Raw genomic sequence first — 17,137 nt, 5'->3', positions numbered from 1 at the left:
CAGCAACGGCGGCTACGAGTTCTACCGCACGGCCCCGTGGGATCCCGCCGGCGGCAGTCAGGATCTCGATATCGTCCTGCCCCTTGAATTCTAGCCCTGCGGCAAACCTTCGCAGTTTACCTGACTTGAATTAGTTTCGGAGATTCGAAACTATTACCCCTCGCATCGGGACGCCTCCACGTGGCTGCCCTATGCACAGAGGGGCCGGATATGGACGAGACTGCCGTTGCCAGCGTGAAGCATTCACGGCTGGAGCATTTTCCCATCACCTTTTTCGCCACGGGCATGGGCATGATGGGCCTGACGCTGGCCTGGCGCGCCGCAGAGGCCGCCTTCGGCTGGCCGCATCAGGTCTCCGGCGTGCTGCTGGCGCTGTCCATCGCCGGGCTTGCGGTTGTCAGCCTGTTCTATGGGGCAAAGCTGCTGCGCCATAGCGCCGATGTGGCCGCCGAATGGCGCCACCCGGTGCGCATCGCCTTCTTTCCGGCCATTCCCATCTCGCTGCTGCTGCTCGCCGCTGCCCTTGCCGAGCCGGCCCCCCTCATCGCCACGGCCATCTGGCTGCCCGCCACGGCCCTGCAGGGCGTGCTGGCGCTGTCGGTCGTCTCCGCCTGGATCGGCCACCGCCCCTTCCAGCACCAGACCCTGACGCCCGCCTGGTTCATTCCGGCAGTGGGCAATGTGGTGGTGCCGCTGGCCGGAGCCCGGCTCGGCTACATGGAACTGTCCTGGCTGTTCTTTTCCGGCGGGCTGATCTTCTGGATCGTGCTGCTGACGCTGGTGATGAACCGGCTGATGTTCCACGATCCCCTGCCCGGCAAGATGGTGCCGACGCTGATGATCCTCGTCGCGCCGCCCGCCGTTGCCTTCACCGCCTGGCTGCGGCTGACGGGTGAGCCGGGCCATTTCGGCCACTTCCTGCTGAGCTCTGCCTATGTCTTTGCGCTCGTGGTCGCCACGCAGGCCGGCAGGCTGCGCAACATGCCCTTTGCCCTGTCCTGGTGGGCGCTTTCCTTTCCGCTGGCCGCCCTTGCGATTGCCAGCTTCGGCTATGCGGGCGCAGTTACTTCGCTGGCTCATAAAGTCATCGGTGCCGGGCTTCTGGCCCTGCTCACCATGGTGGTCATTGGCCTTGTCTGGAGGACGGCAGGGGCAATCAGAAGCGGCACCATCTGCGTGCCTGAGTGAGGTTCATACCGGGCGGAAGTCCGGACTGAACAAGCCCGTGCGGCGTATGAGCAGTTTCAAGGCGTGATGCGCCTGCATCTCAGACGCCTTGGTAAAAAGGGGGGAACATGAGCAAAAACAAGCATTTCACACTGAGCCGCCGCAGCTTCATGGGGCTGGCGGGTGCCGCCGGGGCCACAGCCGTTCTGGCAGCACCCGGCAGGGCACAGCCGGTCAGCACCAAGGCCCGCATCGTCATCATCGGTGCAGGGGCTGCGGGCACGGCCCTCGCCAACCGGCTGGTGGAGCGGCTGAACGGCGCCAGCATCACCATCATCGACGCCCGCGCCGAGCACATCTACCAGCCGGGCCTGTCGCTCGTCGCCGCCGGGCTGAAACCCGCCTCCTACACCCTGTCGCGCACCAGCGACTGGCTGCCGAAGGGCATCACCGTGATCACGGACACGGCCGCTGCCGTTGATCCGCTGTCGAAGGTGGTCTCCACCACCGGCGGGCAGACGGTTGCCTATGACTTCCTCGTGCTCGCCCCCGGCCTGATGCTGGATCACGACGCCATCGAGGGCTTTTCGCTGGATCTGGTCGGCAAGGACGGCATCGGCGCGCTCTATGCCGGGCCGGACTATGCGGCGCGCACCTGGGCGGCCGCCTCCACCTTTACCGAGAAGGGCGGCATCGGCCTCTTCACCCGTCCGGCGACGGAAATGAAATGCGCCGGCGCACCGCTGAAGCACACGTTCCTGATCGACGACATCGCCAGCCGCGGTGCGGGCCGCGGCAAGTATGAAATCCACTATGCCGCCCATAACAACGCGCTTTTCTCCGTGCCCATCGTCTCGGAAAAGGTGCGCATGCTCTTTGGCGAGCGGGGCATCAAGACCCATCACAGCCATGTGCTGAAGAAGGTGGACCCGGGCCGCAAGCTGGCCACCTTTGCCGTCACCGCGAAGGACCCGGCAACGGGAGAAAATGTCACCTCGCAGCATGAGATGCCCTACGACTACCTGCATGTGATCCCGCCGCAGCGAGCGCCGCAGTTCATCCGCTCCTCCGGCCTGTCCTGGCCTGACAAGTGGACGGATCAGGGCTGGGTGGAATGCGACCAGAAGACCCTGCGCCACCTGCGTTTTCCCGAGATCTTCGCCCTCGGTGACGTCGCCGGCGTGCCGAAAGGCAAGACGGCGGCTTCCGTGAAATGGCAGACGCCCGTGGTGGAGGACCATCTCGTCGCCGCCATTTCCGGCAAGGAAGGCACCGCCACCTACGACGGCTACACCTCCTGCCCGCTGATCACCCGTGTTGGCCGGGCCATGCTGGTGGAATTCGACTACCGCGACAATCTGGTTCCCTCCTTCCCCGGCCTGATCGCGCCGCTGGAGGAGCTGTGGATCAGCTGGCTGATGAAGGAAGTGGCGCTGAAGGCAACCTATAACGCCATGCTGCGCGGCAAGGCCTGAGGGAGGAGACATCATGAAGGAACTGCCGTTTGAAACGCTCCTCGCCGTTTTCGAGGAAATCTTCGGCCGCGGCCTGTTCTGGGTGATGGTCATCGTGGCCGGCCTCATCACCGCCGCCTATCTCTATGTGCTGATCCGGGACCGGGCGCTCTCCATGCGCAAGTTCCTCTGGGCACAGGTTTCCATGCCCTTCGGCGCGGTGGCGGCGGTCTGGTTCGTGCTGGGCGTCACCAGCTCGCACATGCGCGACATGGGCGGCCCGGTGGATATCATCGTCCTGCTCGGCGTTGCCGTGCTCGGCGCCGTCGGCGCGGCCATTCTCGTCTACACCGCCCAGTCGCTGATCCGGGGCGAAGGCGCGCGGTGACGGAAAACGGTTTGGAATCGCTCCAGAATTGACCGAGGTCAAACAGGACTGCGTAGCGTCAACGTAGCCTGTTTCTGGAGGGGTTCCAAACTGCGGAGAATAACGATGACGCGTAGTTTACCCGCCGCCATGCTCGCCATGGTGCTGCTGTCCGGCGCTGCTTATGCCGATGACCTGCGGCAGACGGCACTGGAAATCTTCAAGCCCCTGCCCTCCACCATTCCGGCGCTGAAAGACAATATCGTCACGCCGGAGAAGATCGAACTCGGCAAGGCGCTGTTCTTTGATCCGCGCCTGTCGGCTTCGGGGGTCTTCTCCTGCTACTCCTGCCACAATCTGGCAACGGGCGGCGATGACAACATGGAGACCTCGGTCGGCCACGGCTGGCAGAAGGGCCCGCGCAACTCCCCCACCGTGCTGAATGCGGTGCTCAACGAGGCCCAGTTCTGGGATGGCCGCGCGGAAGATCTGGCCGCACAGGCCAAGGGGCCGATCCAGGCCGGTGTCGAAATGGCCAACACCCCCGATCAGGTGGTGGCGACGCTGAATTCCATGCCTGCCTATGTCAGCCAGTTCAAGGCCGCCTTCCCCGGCGATGCGGATGCTGTCAGCTTCGACAATATGGCCAAGGCCATCGAGGCCTTTGAAGCGACGCTGATCACCCCTGCCCCCTTTGATGCCTGGCTGAACGGCGATGACAACGCCCTGACGCAGGAAGCCAGGGCCGGGCTGGAGCTCTTCATCGACAAGGGCTGCTCGGCCTGCCATTCGGGGGTCAATGTGGGCGGACACGGCTACTATCCCTTCGGCCTGATCGAGAAGCCGGGTTCGGAAATCCTGCCCCCCGGCGACAAGGGCCGCTTTGCCGTGACCGAGACGGTGGGCGATGAATATGTCTTCCGCGCCTCGCCGCTGCGCAACATTGCCCTGACCGCGCCCTACTTCCATTCGGGCAAGGTTTGGGATCTGTCGGTCGCCGTCGAGATCATGGCCGAAAGCCAGCTCGGCGAAGCGCTGAAGCCGGAAGAAACGGCGCAGCTCGTCGCCTTCCTCGACAGCCTGACCGGCAAGCAGCCCGTGATAACGGTCCCGATCCTTCCGGCCGAAACGGCAGCAACGCCGCGGCCGGTGACCGAGATCCGCTGATTAACGGTTGATTAACCATCCTCTTGCGAACAGAAGGCGCCCGGCCCGCCGGGCGCCTTGAGGCGATGACAAAGCAAGAGTTCTCCTCTTTCGTCATGGCCGGGCTTGTCCCGGCCATCTACAAGCCTTTGATTTGTATAGATCCTCGGCACAAGGCCGAGGATGACGATGGAGAGGCCGAAGGTTTGTCAGCAGTTTGAGGTGCCAGACCCGCCGGACGCCTTGAGTTTTTTCCCTGCAGGGCTCCGGATGGCACGGCACGGTCCACGGCATCGTGAAGGCCCGAGTGCTGGACTTTGCCCCCGCCCCTGTCCTATCGTGCTGTCATGCTGCGCTTGGTGATGAACCTGCTTCTTGCTGCCGCACTGGTGCTTTCGCCGCTGGTGGCGCTGGCCCATGGCATGGCGCAGGATGGCCAGAATGCAGGCCTGAACACGGGCCAGAACACGGGCCACCAGATGGGTCAGCATCACCGGATGGCCATGGCCGCCATGGACCATGCGCAGGCAGGACACGCGGGCCCGCATCACGGCGCAGCGGAAGCCGCCGTTGATGACCCGGCCAGCCTTGCCGCCTGCGCCAGCATTTGCCTTCTGCTCGCCTCCTTCGCCCTTCCGGCCCAGCCTGCCGCCCTGCCCTCTGCGCCCGTGCAAACGCATGAGGGCACCTCCGTGCGTCTCCCCTCCCCCACCGGCGCCGCGCCGCCGCTGCAGCCGCCCCGCGCTCTCTCCGCCTGAACCGGCCGGAACTGCCGACCATTCAACATAAGGGATGTCACGCATCCCGTGGAGAGATACTCATGATCACGACAAGACGCGCCCTGCTGCAGGGCGGAGCCGCCCTTGCGGCCTATGCAATGCTGCCTGCCAGCCCGATCCTTGCGGCCACACAAACCGCTGCCACGAAAGCCACCGGAAGCCCCCTGCCCTTGCGCGCGGTCAAACGCACGCTGGAGGTGAAGGGCCGTGCCGCCACGGTGCTCGGGCTGGAGGGCCCTTCCGGCCCCGGCCTGACGCTGGACGCCGGCCAGCGGTTTCAGGTGAGCCTGACCAACGGGCTGGACGAGCCGACCCTGATCCACTGGCACGGCCAGATCCCGCCCAACGAACAGGACGGCGTGCCGGACATGCCGCTGCCCGCGCTGCGGCCGGGCGAGAGCCGCGCCTATGACTTTGCCCCGCGCACGGGCACCTTCTGGATGCACAGCCACATTCCCTTTCAGGAGATGCAGCTTCTGGCCGCGCCGCTGATCGTGCGCAGCGCGGCTGAGATGCAGGAAGACCGGCAGGACGTGGTGATGCTGTTGCATGACTTTTCCTTCCAGAGCCCGGAAGACGTGATGGCCGCCATCGGCGCGGGACATGGCGGCGGGCATGGGGATGCGCACGGAGGCGGGCACGGCAGCCATGGCGCGGCCCCGGCGGGCCACGCAGCGCACGGCGCCCACGCCGGGCACGCTGCTGCAAACGGGCAGGGCGGAATGGACATGTCCGGCGCGCAGATGGCGGGCATGGACCTCAACGACCATGACTGGGACGCCTATCTCGCCAATGACCGGACGCTGGACGACCCGCAGGTGGTGCAGGTGGAAAAGGGCGGACGGATACGCCTGCGCATCATCAATGCCGCAGCCGCCACCGTGTTCTGGATCGAAACCGGCGCGCTGGCCGGGCGGCTCACCGCCGTGGACGGTGATCCGGTGGCGCCGCTGGCGGGCAGCCGCTTCGGCATTGCCATGGGCCAGCGCCTCGACATCGAGCTGGATCTGCCCGCAGCCACAGGCAACTGGCCCGTTCTGGCCCGGCGGGAGGGCGCGCGGGAACAGACGGGGCTGATCCTTGCCACGGCAGGTGCCCGCATCAGCAAGCTTCCGGATATGACGGAAACCCCGGCACCCGCCTTCGACACGGACCTTTCGCAGGAGAGCCGCCTGCGCGCCGCCAGCCCCTTGCCGCAGCGCCCGGCGGACCGGCAGATGATGGTGATGCTGGGCGGCACCATGCAGCCCTATGTCTGGACCATCAATGGCGCCGTCTGGGGCCAGCATCAGCCGCTGGAGGCCGTCAGCGGGGAGAGGGTGGAAATCACCTTCCACAACATGTCGATGATGGGCCACCCGATGCATCTGCATGGGCACGTGTTCCAGGTGGTGGCCATCAACAGCCAGCCCCTTGCGGGCGCGCTGCGCGACACGGTCTATGTGCCGCCCATGGCGATGGTGACGGTGGCGCTGGATGCAGGCGAGGCGGCCAGCTGGATGCTCCACTGCCACCACATGCCGCATCTGGTGACCGGCATGATGACGGAGTTTCAGGTCCGCGCCTGAAGCGGCAGGGGGAGGGGGAGGGGCATCCTCTCCCCCAAAACTTCGCAATTGCGAAGTTCACTCGATTCCGTGCGACGCTGAGCCCTTCGGAGCGTGATGCGCCGCCATCTAAGACCTTGTTACAAGGACTTCGCAACTGCGAAAACTCTGGGCTGCATTTCCATCGTCACTCTCGTGACTTGTACAGATGGTTCATATAAATCAATGATTTGCAAATAACCGAGGCAAGCCGCGTCATAACGAAAGTGAAGAATGCCTGCTTTGCTATCATTCAATAAAAAAGGCGACACCCTTCGATGCCGCCGTTCTGATCCGCGTATTTTTGCCGCCCTTACCAGGTGGTGTGGAGCCGCAGTTTCAGGGTGCGGCCCTCGCCGTAGTAGCAATAGGCGGCGGTGTTGCAGGCGGACACATAACGCTTGTCGAAGAGGTTGGTGGCGTTGAGATCCAGCCCCCAGTTGTCGCGCCTGTAGCCGATGCGGGCATCCGCGAGGGTGACGGCAGGCACCTTGTAGAGATTGGCATTGTCGGCGAAGGTCTCGCCCACATAGCGTAGGCCGCCGCCGATGGACAGGCCATCCAGCGCGCCGTTGAAGAAGCGCTCGTCAAAGCCGTAATCGAGCCAGAACGAGCCCTGCACCTCGGGCGCGGCCAGCGGCACCTTGCCCACGTTGGCGGCGGTGTTGTCCTTCGTGATCTCCAGATCATAGGCCGTGAAGGCGAGGGTGGCCCTGAGGTTGCGGGCGATCTCGCCCTTGGCTTCCAGCTCGATGCCGCGCGAGCGCACTTCGCCGGTCTGGACATATTGCCAGGCGTTCACCGGGTCGGCGGTCTGCACGTTCTGGCGCGTCAGATCGAAGATGGAGGCGGTGAAGAGCACATTCATGAAGCCCGGCTGATACTTGAGGCCCGCCTCATATTGCGTGCCGGTCTCAGGCTTGAAGGCGTCACCGCCGAAGGTGGTGCCGAGCTGCGGATTGAAGAAGGTGGCAACGCTGACATAGGGCGTCAGGCCGAAGCCGGTTTCATAGGCAATGCCCGCCCGGCCCGATGCGGCGCCGTCCCGGCTCTGCGTGCCCTTGTTGTCCGTCCACAGCTTGTCATAGCGGCCATTGAGCGTGACGATCCAGCCGCCGCCGAAGCGGATCTGGTCCTGCAGGTAGAAGCCGGCCTGCTGCTGCTCCAGCGTGCTTTCCGCCGGCAGCGTGGCGCTGGGGGCGGCGAGGCCATAGACCGGATTGAGCACACTGATGGAACCGGCCGATCCGAAGGCGACAGCGGAACGGCTGGTGTAGATGCGGTAATCGGTGCCAAGCAGAACCTTGTGCGCCAGCGGGCCGGTGCCGAATTCACCCTTCACGCTGGTGTCGGCAACGAACTGATCCATGCTGGTGTTCTGCTTGAAGGCCCCGCGCCCGAGATAGCCCGGCGCTGCATAGTAGCCGTAGCCCAGCACCTGCTGCTCGCCCACATTCACATGGGTGTAGCGGGCCTTCTGGCTGAAGCTCCAGCCAGAACCGAAATCATGCTCCAGCTCATAGCCCACATAGCCCTGCGTGCGGGTGTAATAGTCGTAATCCGGTTCACTGGCGTTGAAGTCCCGGCTGATCCGGCCGAAGGCGGCTTCGGTGACGGTGCCCTCATAGGGCAGCCAGGTGCCGGGGATGTGGCGCTCGTCAACGGCGGTGTAATTGGCCAGGATCGTCAGGCGCGTTGCATCGGTCATGTTGATGCGCAGGCTTGGCGAGATCACGCCCTTGAAATCCGGGTCGAACTTGTCCGAGTCCTTGCCGCCTTCAAACCGGGCCGCGAGGCGGTAGTCGAACCGGTCGTTGAAGGCATCGCCGATATCAAAGGCCGAATAGCCCGAGCCCTTGCCTGAGCTGCTGTAGCCCGCCTCGGCCCGGCGGATGCGCTCGCCCGTGGGCAGTTTCGACACGTAATTGACGAGGCCGCCGGGGTTGGAGCCGCCATAGAGCACGGAGGCTGCGCCCTTCAGCACCTCGATCCGCTCCAGCGTGTAAGGGTCCACCAGGGTGGAGCCATAGCCTTCGAAGAACAGCGGCATGCCGTCGAGATAAGCACCGGTCTGGGTCGCATCGAAGCCGCGGATGAAGATCCAGTCCGTGTCGCTGTCCGCGCCATAGGGCTGGGCGAAGACACCGGCCGTGTAGCGCAGGGCCTCATCCGTCTTCTGTGCGCCGCGCACCTCGATCTCTTCCCGGCCCACCACCGAGACGGACTGGGGCACTTCGGTCAGCGGCGTATCCGTCTTGGTGCCAGCGGAAACCGAGCGGGCGACGTAGTCTTTGGTGTCCTGATCCGTGCCCGCTTCGCCTTCGATCACCACCGGCGCCAGCTGCGTCGCCCTGGCGTCCGCCTCCTGGGCAGCCAGCTGGGAAGGGGAAAGTGCAGTCACAGCAACGCCAGCAAGCAGACTGGCCCGGAAAACGCCCCGCATCATATTATCTTTTCCTAACGGCAAACACACCGCCGCGCAGGACATCCGCCCCCGCAGCCCACTAAACATGAGTTTCTAGACCATGTTTTCGGGCCGCGATTGTCCGATCTTGTGATCGCTTGAACGAAATTCCGGCAAAGATGGATTATCCCAGCCGCTGGCGCAGCCATGCGCCGGGCGTCGTGCCTTCAAAGCGGCGGAAGGCGCGGGTCAGATGCGACTGGTCGGCAAAGCCTGCTGCCAGTGCCGCGTCCGTCACGCTGACATGCCCCTCTTCCAGCAGCGCCTTCACCCGTTCGATCCGCTGCGCCATCTGCCAGCGGTGCGGCGGCATGCCCATGGACACCTTGAAGGCCTGCGCAAAATGCGAGGTGGAAAGCCCCGCCACGGCGGCCAGTTCGGCAAGGGAAAGATTGCGGCTGCAGTTCCGGGACATATGGTCCAGCACCCGGTTGAGGCGGCGGGGAGCAAGGCCGGAGGCGGGATTTTCCGGCTCGCGGCTGACCTTGCCAAGAGCGGTCAGAAGCGCCGCCGCCAGACTGTCCGCATAAAGCGCGTCCAGATCCCCCGGCTCGCAGCATTCCAGCGCGATGAGGCGGGCCAGCGCCAGCACGCGCTCGTCATGGAAGGAAAAGCTGGCGGCATTGAGGGCAGCCAAATCGAACCGGCTGCCAAAGCGGCTGGCAAGGGCCGGCACATCGAGGTGAATGTCGAGATGGCGCAGGTGCCCGAGCGTGCCCATGGAGGACCAGACCGGCAGTCCGGCGGGGATGAAACACATGGGATTGCGCCGGTCGAAGGTCATGCGCTGCGGCGCCTGCGGATGCACCATCAGGTCGATGGCCGCATCACTCTCCGTCTCCAGCATGACGAACAGGCGCGGGGCAGGGGAGACATATTGCCCATGCGCCCCGGCCCGGCACTCCACATCCCACACATCGGCCAGCATGCCGGACCAGGCCCGCCAGCGCAGGCCATCCACGGGCGAAACGCCCTCCACATGGCTTTCCATGTTCGGGTGAAAGGTCATGTCCGCAGCCTTGCGATGAAAATACAGCCTTCTCCTTATAAAAGCTGAATATAAAAGTCAAGATTCTGTGGATTTCACTGCGCCAGACGCAGCTGGGCGTAGCGGCTACCTTCGCGGGCCAGCAGTTCCGCCTCGCTGCCTTCCTCGACAATGCGGCCCTGTTCCACCACGAAAACCCGGTCCGCGCCTGCGATGGTGGCCAGGCGGTGGGCGATGATCAGCGTGGTGCGGCCGGTGGACAGCTCGGCCAGCGACTGCTGGATCGCCTTTTCCGTCTCCGTGTCGAGGGCGGAGGTCGCCTCGTCAAGGATGAGGATTGGCGGGTTCTTGAGGAAGATCCGCGCGATGGCGAGCCGCTGCTTCTGCCCGCCGGACAGTTTCACCCCGCGCTCGCCGATCACCGTATCAAGGCCGTCGGGCAGGCTTTCCACCAGCTCGTCCAGCCTTGCCCGGCGCACCGCCTCGCGGATATCGGCTTCACTGGCGCCAAGGCGGCCATAGGCGATGTTCTCGCGGATGGTTCCGGCAAAGAGGAACACGTCCTGCTGCACGATGCCGATGTTGGAGCGCAGGGACTTCAGCGTCAGATCGCGGATATCGGTGCCGTCGATGGAAATGGCACCCCCGGTCACATCATAGAAGCGCGGCAGCAGGGAGCAGATGGTCGTCTTGCCGGCGCCGGATGAGCCGACAAAGGCCACCGTTTCGCCCGCCCTGATCGAGAAGGACACCCCGTTGAGCAGCGGCGCATCCGCCTTGTAACCAAAACGCACATCCGTGTAGCTGATGTCCCCGTCCAACCGCCCCACGGCACGGGCGCCGGGGCGGTCGGCAATGTCCGGCTTCACCGCCAGGAAGGAGAGATAGCGCTGAAAGCCGGCGATGCCCTTCGGATAGGTCTCGATCACGGAGTTGATCTTGTCCACCGGGCGGAAGAAGACGTTGACGAGCAGCAGGAAGCCGACAAAGCCGCCCGCGCTCAGGTCCCCGCGCACCACGTACCAGGAGCCCGCCAGCATCACCACCACCTGCACGAAGCGCATGGACAGGTAGGACAGCGACATGGAGGCGGCCATCACCTTGTAGGCGGCAAGCTTCGTGTCCCGGTAGCGGATGTTGCTGTCGGCAAAGAGGGCGCGCTCGTGGTCCTCGTTGGCAAAGGCCTGCACCACGCGGATGCCGCCGACATTCTCCTCGATGCGGGCGTTGAAATCCGCCACCCGGCCATAGAGCGCGTGCCAGGTGGAGGTCATACGGCTGCCGTAGTGGGTCGTCACCCAGGCGGTGACCGGCACGACAACGCCGGTGATCAGCGCCAGTTCGGTGTGCACATGCAGCATCAGGAAGAAGGCGCCGATCAGCGTCATCAGGGCGATGAACAGATCTTCCGGGCCATGGTGAGCCACCTCACCGATTTCCTCCAGATCCTTGGTCAGCCGGGCGACGAGATGGCCGGTCTTCTGATTGTCGAAATAGCCGAAGGAGAGTTTCTGCAAGTGATCAAAGGCCTTGCGCCGCATCTCCGTCTCGATGGCGATGCCCAGCATGTGGCCCCAGTAGGTGACGATGACCTGAAGCCCCGCGTTGAAGAAATAGATCGCCATCAGCCCCAGAACCGCCAGCGCGATGAGGCCGAGCTGGCCTGTCGGCAGCAGCTGATCGATGAACAGCGTCACGGCCAGCGGGAAGGCCAGCTCCAGCATGCCGGACGCAACGGCGCTGCCGAAATCCAGCGCGAAAAGGCCCTTGTGCGGCTTGTAATAGGCGGCAAAGCGCCGGATCAGATCGGTCTTGGTCATGGAAGCTCTTCAGGAAAGGAAGGCGCAGTGGAAGGGAAGGCGGGGGGAAGGGCAGGGCCATCCAGCGTCTCATGTCTTTCGGGCCATCAGCCAGATCAAGTACGGGGTTCCGGCCATGGATGCAAACAGCCCTAACGGCAGTTCATAGGGAAAGGCGGCCGTGCGGGCGCCAAAATCGGCCATGGCCATGAGCGCAGCGCCCAGCAGGGCCGATCCGGCGAGAAAACCGGGCGTGCGGCGGATGCCCGCCCGGCTGACGATCTGCGGAGCGATGAGCCCGGCAAAGCTCAGAGGCCCCACCAGCAGCGAAGCCGCCGCCGTTGCCAGCGCCGCCACAAGGATCAGCACGCCCCGGCTGGCGCGCAGCGGCAGGCCCAGCGACAGGGGCACCGCCTGCCCGAGCGGCAGGATGGTGAGCCAGCGCGAGGCCAGCAGGCTGGCACCGAGGGCAAGCGCAAGGCACAGGATGAGCGCCGCCGCCGTTTCAGGCGTGGCGGAAGCGGCCGTGCCGCCGAGCCAGGCAAGGATCTGCCAGGCCTTGGGGTTTCCCGTGGCAACAAGGGCGGCCAGCAGCGCCGAACAGAAGGCGCTGACGGCAATGCCCGCCAGCAGCAGGCGCTCGGGCGCCAGATTGCGCCGCAGGGCAAAGGCCAGCACCATCAGCAAGGCCACCATTGCCCCGGCCAGAGACCCGCCCAGAAGCTGCCACGGCCCCGCCGCAGGCAGCAGCAGGAGCGACAGCGCATAGCCGGTGCCCGCACCGCCGCTGACGCCCAGCACCTCCGGACTTGCCATGGGATTGCCCGTCATCCGTTGCAGGATCGCCCCGCTCAGCGCCAACAGCCCGCCCGCCGCAGCCGCCGCCGCCATGCGCGGCAGGCGAAAGGGAAGGAGTTCAGTAAAACTGGCAGGATCGAGCCAGATCCAGGCTTGTCCGGTCCAGTTTGGCCCCGTCCAGTTTGGCCCCGTTCTGGCAAGGAACAGGGACAGGACCGCAAAGGCGATCAGCCCGCCGCAGACCAGCAGGAAGGCCAAAGGAGAGCGAAGGGTGCTGGCCGCAGGTGCGTGACCGGCCGTCATGCCGCTGGCAAGGCTGGTGTGGCGCATGCGGACCAGCAGAAACAGGATCAGCGGCCCGCCGAGCAGGGCAACGACAGAACCCGTAGGGAACGTGTCACCGCCCGTCACCGCCAGCGTCTGCACCATGCCGTCGCACAGCCACAGCAGCAGCGCGCCCATCAGCGGCGAGGCCGCCAGCACGGCAGCACGGCGGCGGATGCCGGCAGCGCGGACGAGGGCAGGGGCCGCAAGCCCCACAAAACCAACCAGACCCACCGCCGCCGCCACCATAGCCGACAGGCCAACCGCAATCAGCGCCACCAGCAGGCGGACAAGGCCCAGATTGACGCCGAGCGACCGGGCAGACGTATCCCCCAGATCCAGCATCCCCAGCGGACGGATGGCCAGCGCCGCCAGCGCGCCATAAAGGGCAAGCTGCCCCGCCAGCCAGAGGGCAGGGCCCCAGTCCTGCTGGCTGAGCGAGCCGCCGTTCCAGATGGCCAGCGACATCAGATATTCGCCCCGCGACAGGGTGAGCGCCGCCGCAAGCCCGCTGCACAGGATGGCGATCAGCATGCCTGCCACCACCATGGTCACCGGCTCGAACCGCTGGCGCGCGCCGAGCCCGAAGACCATTGCAGCCGCGAGGCCCGCCCCGAGGAAGGCGGTCAGCTGGCGGTTGCCATCGAGGAAGGCGGGAAACAGCAGCGTTGCCGCGACAATGGCCAGCTGCGCCCCGGCGGCAATGCCGAGGGTGAAGGCATCCGCGATGGGGTTGCGCAGGACGGCTTGCAGCAGGGCCCCCGCCAGCCCCAGCGCCGCCCCGGCCAGCAGGGCCACAGCCGCACGCGGCAGCAGCGCATGAACGAAGATCAGCTGATCCATGCTCATGGATTGCGGGGCGCTGAAGGGATCGGGCCACCCGGCCAGCGGCAGGCGCGAGAGCGTGCCCGTGGCGAAGAACAGACAGGCCGCAGCCGCGAGCCCCAGCCAGAGCAAAAGGCAGGGCAGGGCAGGGCGGCGGAGGGTGCTTGCCGGAGAAGGGGAGGGGACATGCACCGCGCTCATGCTGGCTCTCCCCCCGCTTCAAGAGCCTGCGTCAGCAGCCGGGCAAAGCGCAGGCCTGCGGTGATGCCGCCATAAGGGTTGATGTTTGCCAGCCGGATCACCCGGTCTTCACGCACCGGTTCCAGCATCTTCCAGATCATGCTGCCCTCAAAGCCGCCGCGCGCCTCCACGGGCACTTCCGAGACGATGACGATGCGCGCCTGCGAACGGGCCGCCAGCATTTCCAGCGGCACGGGCGCGGCAAAGCTGAAGCGGGACTGGTCCGTCCAGGCGTTCTCAAGGCCGAGGCGCTGCAGCACATCGCCGAACATGCTGTCCGCCCCGAAGGCCCGGAAGTGACGGGCATCGCCGATGTTGATGAGATGGAACGGACGGTCTGCAAAGCGGGCGAGGCGCTGACGGTACCCCTCAAGCCGGGCGTCAGCCTCCGCCAGCACCGTGCGCCCCTGGTCCGGCACGCCCAGCCGGGCGGCCACTTGCTCCACCGCCGCCAGCGCCTTTGCGAAAGGCGGCTCGCCCGGCAGATAGAACGGCAGCGAAAGCACCGGCGCAATGGCCTCCAGCGCCGCCTGCTGGCTGGCATAAAAGGGGGAGGAGAGGATCAGCTCCGGCCTTTGCAGATACAGCAGCTCGAGATTGGGCGCGCCGCGCAGGCCAAGGTCCGCCACCCTCTCCGGGATCACCGGCTCCACCGCCGATCTGCGGAACTGCAGCAGCTCCGTTGCCGCCACAGGCGTCACCCCCAGTGCCATGGCGGTTTCCAGCATGGCCCAGTCCACGCAAGCCACGCGCGGCACTGCCGCCGCCGCAAGGGCACGCAGCGGTCGGGCAGCCAGAAGCCACGCAGCGCCCGCAAGGACGCTGCGCCGGCTGCAAAGCCTCGTAGCCGTTCTTTTCATGGGACAAACCAGTATCAAACAGCGTGATGGCAGGCGGGTGGAGCGCACCGGCAGGCACCGCCGCTTGACCTTTCCGCCCCGATCCGCGAAACATGAAAACATAACTCCAGTTTGACCAGTAACGGAATCCGGGTTTCATGTCCATGTCCGCCAGCGCCCTCCGGGCTGACGCCCCGCCCTCCCGCGATCTTTCGCTGGCTCCCGCCTTTTCACTGGAGGGCGTGAGTTTCCGTCTGGGGGGCAAGGTTCTGTTGCAGCCGCTGGATCTGGACCTTCCGGCGGGCAAATCCATCGCGCTCATCGGGCACAACGGCTCGGGCAAGTCCACGCTGCTGAAGCTGCTCGGCCGCCAGCAGGAGGCTGCCGGCGGCACCATCCGCTTTCAGGGCGAGGCCTTGAGCCGCTGGAACGCCCGCGCCTTTGCCCGCAAGCTCGCCTATCTGCCGCAGCACACGCCCGTGGCCCCCGGCATGCTGGTGCGCGAGCTGGTGGCCCTTGGCCGCTATCCCTGGCATGGCGCCCTGGGCCGCTTTGGCGCCGCCGACAGGGCCAAGGTGGAAGAGGCGCTGGCCCGCACCGGCATGGAGCCTTTCGCCGGCCGGCTGGTGGACACGCTGTCCGGCGGCGAGCGTCAGCGCGCATGGCTCGCCATGATGGTGGCGCAGGATGCGGACTGCCTGCTGCTGGACGAGCCGATTTCCGCCCTCGACATCGGCCACCAGCTGGAAGTGCTGGGCCTGATCCGCGATCTGGTGCGCGACAAGGGGCTGACGGCCATCACCGTGCTGCATGACATCAACATGGCCGCCCGCTTCTGCGATCACATCGTGGCGCTGCATTCGGGCCAGAAGATCCTTGAAGGCAGCCCGGCGGACATCATGACCAGCGAGGCGCTGCGGCGCATCTACAACGTGGACATGGACGTCCTGCCCGCCTCCGCCTCCGGCCATCCCGTGGCCCTGGTGCGCTGAGCATCAAGGCGGACACGCAGATGTTGCTTTGATGCCGGAAAGGCAAGCCGTTTCAAAGTTTTGCGCCTCTGGCTAAGGCCTTTCGGTTCCCCTCCCCCTTGAGGGGAGGGGGTAGGGGTGGGGGTCTTCACACAGGAGCGCAGCTTGACTGGCACTCGTCTCTATCCAACGTATTTTCAATGAAAATACCCCGTGTTTTCAGTCTGTTACCCCCACCCCTCACCCCTCCCCTCAAGGGGGAGGGGGACAGATAGGCCGCGCCGTTGAAACAACGGCTATCACCTGTTGCAAAAGCCCTGAACGTCTTTCTGCACGATGTGTGCATGCAGTAGCTCAAGGGGGGAGAGGGACGGAAAACCGCCCTAGCCACGCTTGCGCGCTTCTGCTCTCAGTTCGTTCAGAAGCCCGCCGGCATCCAGCTGGCGGCCTTCACCACTCGCCATGCCTTCATCATAGGCCTGTTTCAAGCGAGCCAGCTCCAGCTGGCGAACCTCTTCCCGCTGCTCCCACAACCGCAGGGCTTCGCGGACGATTTCGCTGTTTGAAGCATAGCCGCCGCTGTCAACGGCCGCCTGCATCATCGCAGCCTGGTGCGGGGTGAGGGATACGGTCAGGGTGCGCATGGGTGTAGCCTTCCTTTGCGGCCATTTTACCACGCATAACAAGATCCAACAATTCTTGTTAGAAACACCTCGTGCCAGTTCTGGAAGAGCCTTCCCTTTCGCGAGCGGCTCAAGCGCTTGCGCAAATCCGGCGCTGCGCGCCGTCTCTCCTCTGGACAGCGGGCAGGGGAGGGGCCTACTGTGCGTTTGTGCACAGACTGGTTTTCTCCAGTTTCTTCAGTGCCTAAGCTTTCTCAAGACGGGATGTGCCGGCATCCTGAGCTCATGGGTTGCCCCGCATGACAGACGGACCTGAAAAGACCGCCTTTCTCTCCGCCCGCGTGCCGGTGAGCCTGAGGAACAGGTTCAAGGCCGTCGCCGCGCAGCGGGGGCTGAAGGTGCAGGAGCTTCTGAACGAGCTGCTCACCAACTATACGGAGGGGCTGAACCGGCGCGAGCCTTCGGCGACGGAGGTCATCCACCTTCTGCGCGCCCAGAAGGAGCGGCTGATGCGCCTCGGCCTCCTGCATCTTTATCTCACCGGCCCGCTCGCCCGGGGCGAGCCTTCCACCGGGCAGGAGGTGAACCTCTCCTATGAGCTGGACCCGCAGGCGGGCTTGTCCCTGCTCAGCATCGGCCGGGTGGGCGACATCATCACCGCCTCCCTGCCGGATGATCTGAGGGTCACCCTCGTCCCCCGCAAGAAAGCCGTTTCCGCTGCCACCTATGCCAGCAGCGCGGACGACGAGATCCGCGTATTCTGAGGG

The 17,137-nt window shown here is 65.3% G+C and carries 14 protein-coding genes; 8 read left to right on the top strand and 6 right to left on the bottom strand.

The window, feature by feature from the left end:
• Window positions 1–210 precede the first annotated feature (210 nt).
• The 6 genes from IF10I1_RS11060 (at window position 211) to IF10I1_RS11035 (ending at window position 6,481) form a co-directional block, all read left to right on the top strand.
• Window positions 211–1,188, top strand: coding sequence for an SLAC1 anion channel family protein (locus tag IF10I1_RS11060; protein WP_186414974.1), 978 nt, complete (start codon window positions 211–213; stop codon window positions 1,186–1,188).
• A gap of 107 nt (window positions 1,189–1,295) precedes the next feature.
• Window positions 1,296–2,642, top strand: a complete 1,347-nt coding sequence (locus IF10I1_RS11055) for an FAD/NAD(P)-binding oxidoreductase (protein WP_186392306.1) — start codon at window positions 1,296–1,298, stop codon at window positions 2,640–2,642.
• A gap of 13 nt (window positions 2,643–2,655) precedes the next feature.
• Complete coding sequence (locus tag IF10I1_RS11050; protein WP_186392305.1) at window positions 2,656–3,009, top strand: DUF5368 domain-containing protein; 354 nt, start codon at window positions 2,656–2,658, stop codon at window positions 3,007–3,009.
• Between the two features lie 129 nt (window positions 3,010–3,138).
• Window positions 3,139–4,155, top strand: coding sequence for a cytochrome-c peroxidase (locus tag IF10I1_RS11045; RefSeq protein ID WP_099052182.1), 1,017 nt, complete (start codon window positions 3,139–3,141; stop codon window positions 4,153–4,155).
• Between the two features lie 341 nt (window positions 4,156–4,496).
• Window positions 4,497–4,892, top strand: coding sequence for a hypothetical protein (locus IF10I1_RS11040; RefSeq protein ID WP_186392304.1), 396 nt, complete (start codon window positions 4,497–4,499; stop codon window positions 4,890–4,892).
• A gap of 62 nt (window positions 4,893–4,954) precedes the next feature.
• A complete protein-coding gene (locus IF10I1_RS11035; RefSeq protein ID WP_186424498.1) occupies window positions 4,955–6,481 on the top strand; it encodes a multicopper oxidase family protein in 1,527 nt (508 codons plus the stop codon).
• 331 nt (window positions 6,482–6,812) lie between these two features.
• On the opposite strand, the gene IF10I1_RS11030 is transcribed toward IF10I1_RS11035, so the two are convergent.
• The 5 genes from IF10I1_RS11030 to IF10I1_RS11010 form a co-directional block, all read right to left on the bottom strand.
• Entirely contained in the window at window positions 6,813–8,942 is a 2,130-nt protein-coding gene (locus IF10I1_RS11030) for a TonB-dependent siderophore receptor (protein ID WP_208977156.1), read from the bottom strand.
• A 145-nt stretch (window positions 8,943–9,087) separates the two neighbouring features.
• Complete coding sequence (locus IF10I1_RS11025; protein ID WP_186392301.1) at window positions 9,088–9,972, bottom strand: AraC family transcriptional regulator; 885 nt, start codon at window positions 9,970–9,972, stop codon at window positions 9,088–9,090.
• Between the two features lie 74 nt (window positions 9,973–10,046).
• Entirely contained in the window at window positions 10,047–11,771 is a 1,725-nt protein-coding gene (locus tag IF10I1_RS11020) for an ABC transporter ATP-binding protein (RefSeq protein ID WP_186392300.1), read from the bottom strand.
• Between the two features lie 69 nt (window positions 11,772–11,840).
• The gene (gene fhuB / locus IF10I1_RS11015; protein WP_186392299.1) at window positions 11,841–13,898 is read right to left on the bottom strand and encodes a Fe(3+)-hydroxamate ABC transporter permease FhuB; all 2,058 of its coding nucleotides are present in this window, start codon (window positions 13,896–13,898) and stop codon (window positions 11,841–11,843) included.
• Window positions 13,895–14,797: an iron-siderophore ABC transporter substrate-binding protein gene (locus tag IF10I1_RS11010; protein WP_186424497.1), complete on the bottom strand. Its 903-nt coding sequence runs from the start codon at window positions 14,795–14,797 to the stop codon at window positions 13,895–13,897. Before IF10I1_RS11010 ends, fhuB begins: the two co-directional genes overlap by 4 nt.
• 137 nt (window positions 14,798–14,934) lie before the next feature.
• Here IF10I1_RS11010 and IF10I1_RS11005 point away from each other — a divergent pair, with 137 nt between their 5' ends.
• Entirely contained in the window at window positions 14,935–15,768 is an 834-nt protein-coding gene (locus tag IF10I1_RS11005) for an ATP-binding cassette domain-containing protein (protein ID WP_186424496.1), read from the top strand.
• A 362-nt stretch (window positions 15,769–16,130) separates the two neighbouring features.
• Here IF10I1_RS11005 and IF10I1_RS11000 read toward each other — a convergent pair whose 3' ends face one another.
• Window positions 16,131–16,391 carry a type II toxin-antitoxin system ParD family antitoxin gene (locus IF10I1_RS11000; RefSeq protein ID WP_019965468.1) on the bottom strand — a complete coding sequence of 87 codons (261 nt, stop codon included), beginning with the start codon at window positions 16,389–16,391 and terminating at the stop codon, window positions 16,131–16,133.
• Window positions 16,392–16,669: 278 nt separating this feature from the next.
• Here IF10I1_RS11000 and IF10I1_RS10995 point away from each other — a divergent pair, with 278 nt between their 5' ends.
• A complete protein-coding gene (locus tag IF10I1_RS10995) occupies window positions 16,670–17,134 on the top strand; it encodes a nucleotidyltransferase domain-containing protein (protein ID WP_186424495.1) in 465 nt (154 codons plus the stop codon).
• Window positions 17,135–17,137: the final 3 nt, after the last annotated feature.

The organism is Pannonibacter sp. I15F10I1, assembly GCF_900185665.1.
Classification (GTDB): Bacteria; Pseudomonadota; Alphaproteobacteria; order Rhizobiales; family Stappiaceae; genus Pannonibacter; species Pannonibacter indicus.
The sequence above is the reverse complement of the archived record's forward strand: the minus strand, read 5'-3'. Positions and strand labels throughout refer to the sequence as shown.

Excerpts from the sequence above, each read along its gene's own strand:
- IF10I1_RS11035 (WP_186424498.1), top strand. The coding sequence starts at position 4,955 with ATGATCACGACAAGACGCGCCCTGCTGCAGGGCGGAGCCGCCCTTGCG.
- IF10I1_RS11045 (WP_099052182.1), top strand. The coding sequence starts at position 3,139 with ATGCTCGCCATGGTGCTGCTGTCCGGCGCTGCTTATGCCGATGACCTG.
- IF10I1_RS11055 (WP_186392306.1), top strand. The coding sequence starts at position 1,296 with ATGAGCAAAAACAAGCATTTCACACTGAGCCGCCGCAGCTTCATGGGG.
- fhuB (WP_186392299.1), bottom strand. The coding sequence starts at position 13,898 with ATGAGCGCGGTGCATGTCCCCTCCCCTTCTCCGGCAAGCACCCTCCGC.
- IF10I1_RS11000 (WP_019965468.1), bottom strand. The coding sequence starts at position 16,391 with ATGCGCACCCTGACCGTATCCCTCACCCCGCACCAGGCTGCGATGATG.
- IF10I1_RS11025 (WP_186392301.1), bottom strand. The coding sequence starts at position 9,972 with ATGACCTTTCACCCGAACATGGAAAGCCATGTGGAGGGCGTTTCGCCC.
- IF10I1_RS10995 (WP_186424495.1), top strand. The coding sequence starts at position 16,670 with ATGACAGACGGACCTGAAAAGACCGCCTTTCTCTCCGCCCGCGTGCCG.
- IF10I1_RS11050 (WP_186392305.1), top strand. The coding sequence starts at position 2,656 with ATGAAGGAACTGCCGTTTGAAACGCTCCTCGCCGTTTTCGAGGAAATC.
- IF10I1_RS11030 (WP_208977156.1), bottom strand. The coding sequence starts at position 8,942 with ATGCGGGGCGTTTTCCGGGCCAGTCTGCTTGCTGGCGTTGCTGTGACT.
- IF10I1_RS11005 (WP_186424496.1), top strand. The coding sequence starts at position 14,935 with ATGTCCATGTCCGCCAGCGCCCTCCGGGCTGACGCCCCGCCCTCCCGC.
- IF10I1_RS11060 (WP_186414974.1), top strand. The coding sequence starts at position 211 with ATGGACGAGACTGCCGTTGCCAGCGTGAAGCATTCACGGCTGGAGCAT.
- IF10I1_RS11010 (WP_186424497.1), bottom strand. The coding sequence starts at position 14,797 with ATGAAAAGAACGGCTACGAGGCTTTGCAGCCGGCGCAGCGTCCTTGCG.
- IF10I1_RS11040 (WP_186392304.1), top strand. The coding sequence starts at position 4,497 with ATGAACCTGCTTCTTGCTGCCGCACTGGTGCTTTCGCCGCTGGTGGCG.
- IF10I1_RS11020 (WP_186392300.1), bottom strand. The coding sequence starts at position 11,771 with ATGACCAAGACCGATCTGATCCGGCGCTTTGCCGCCTATTACAAGCCG.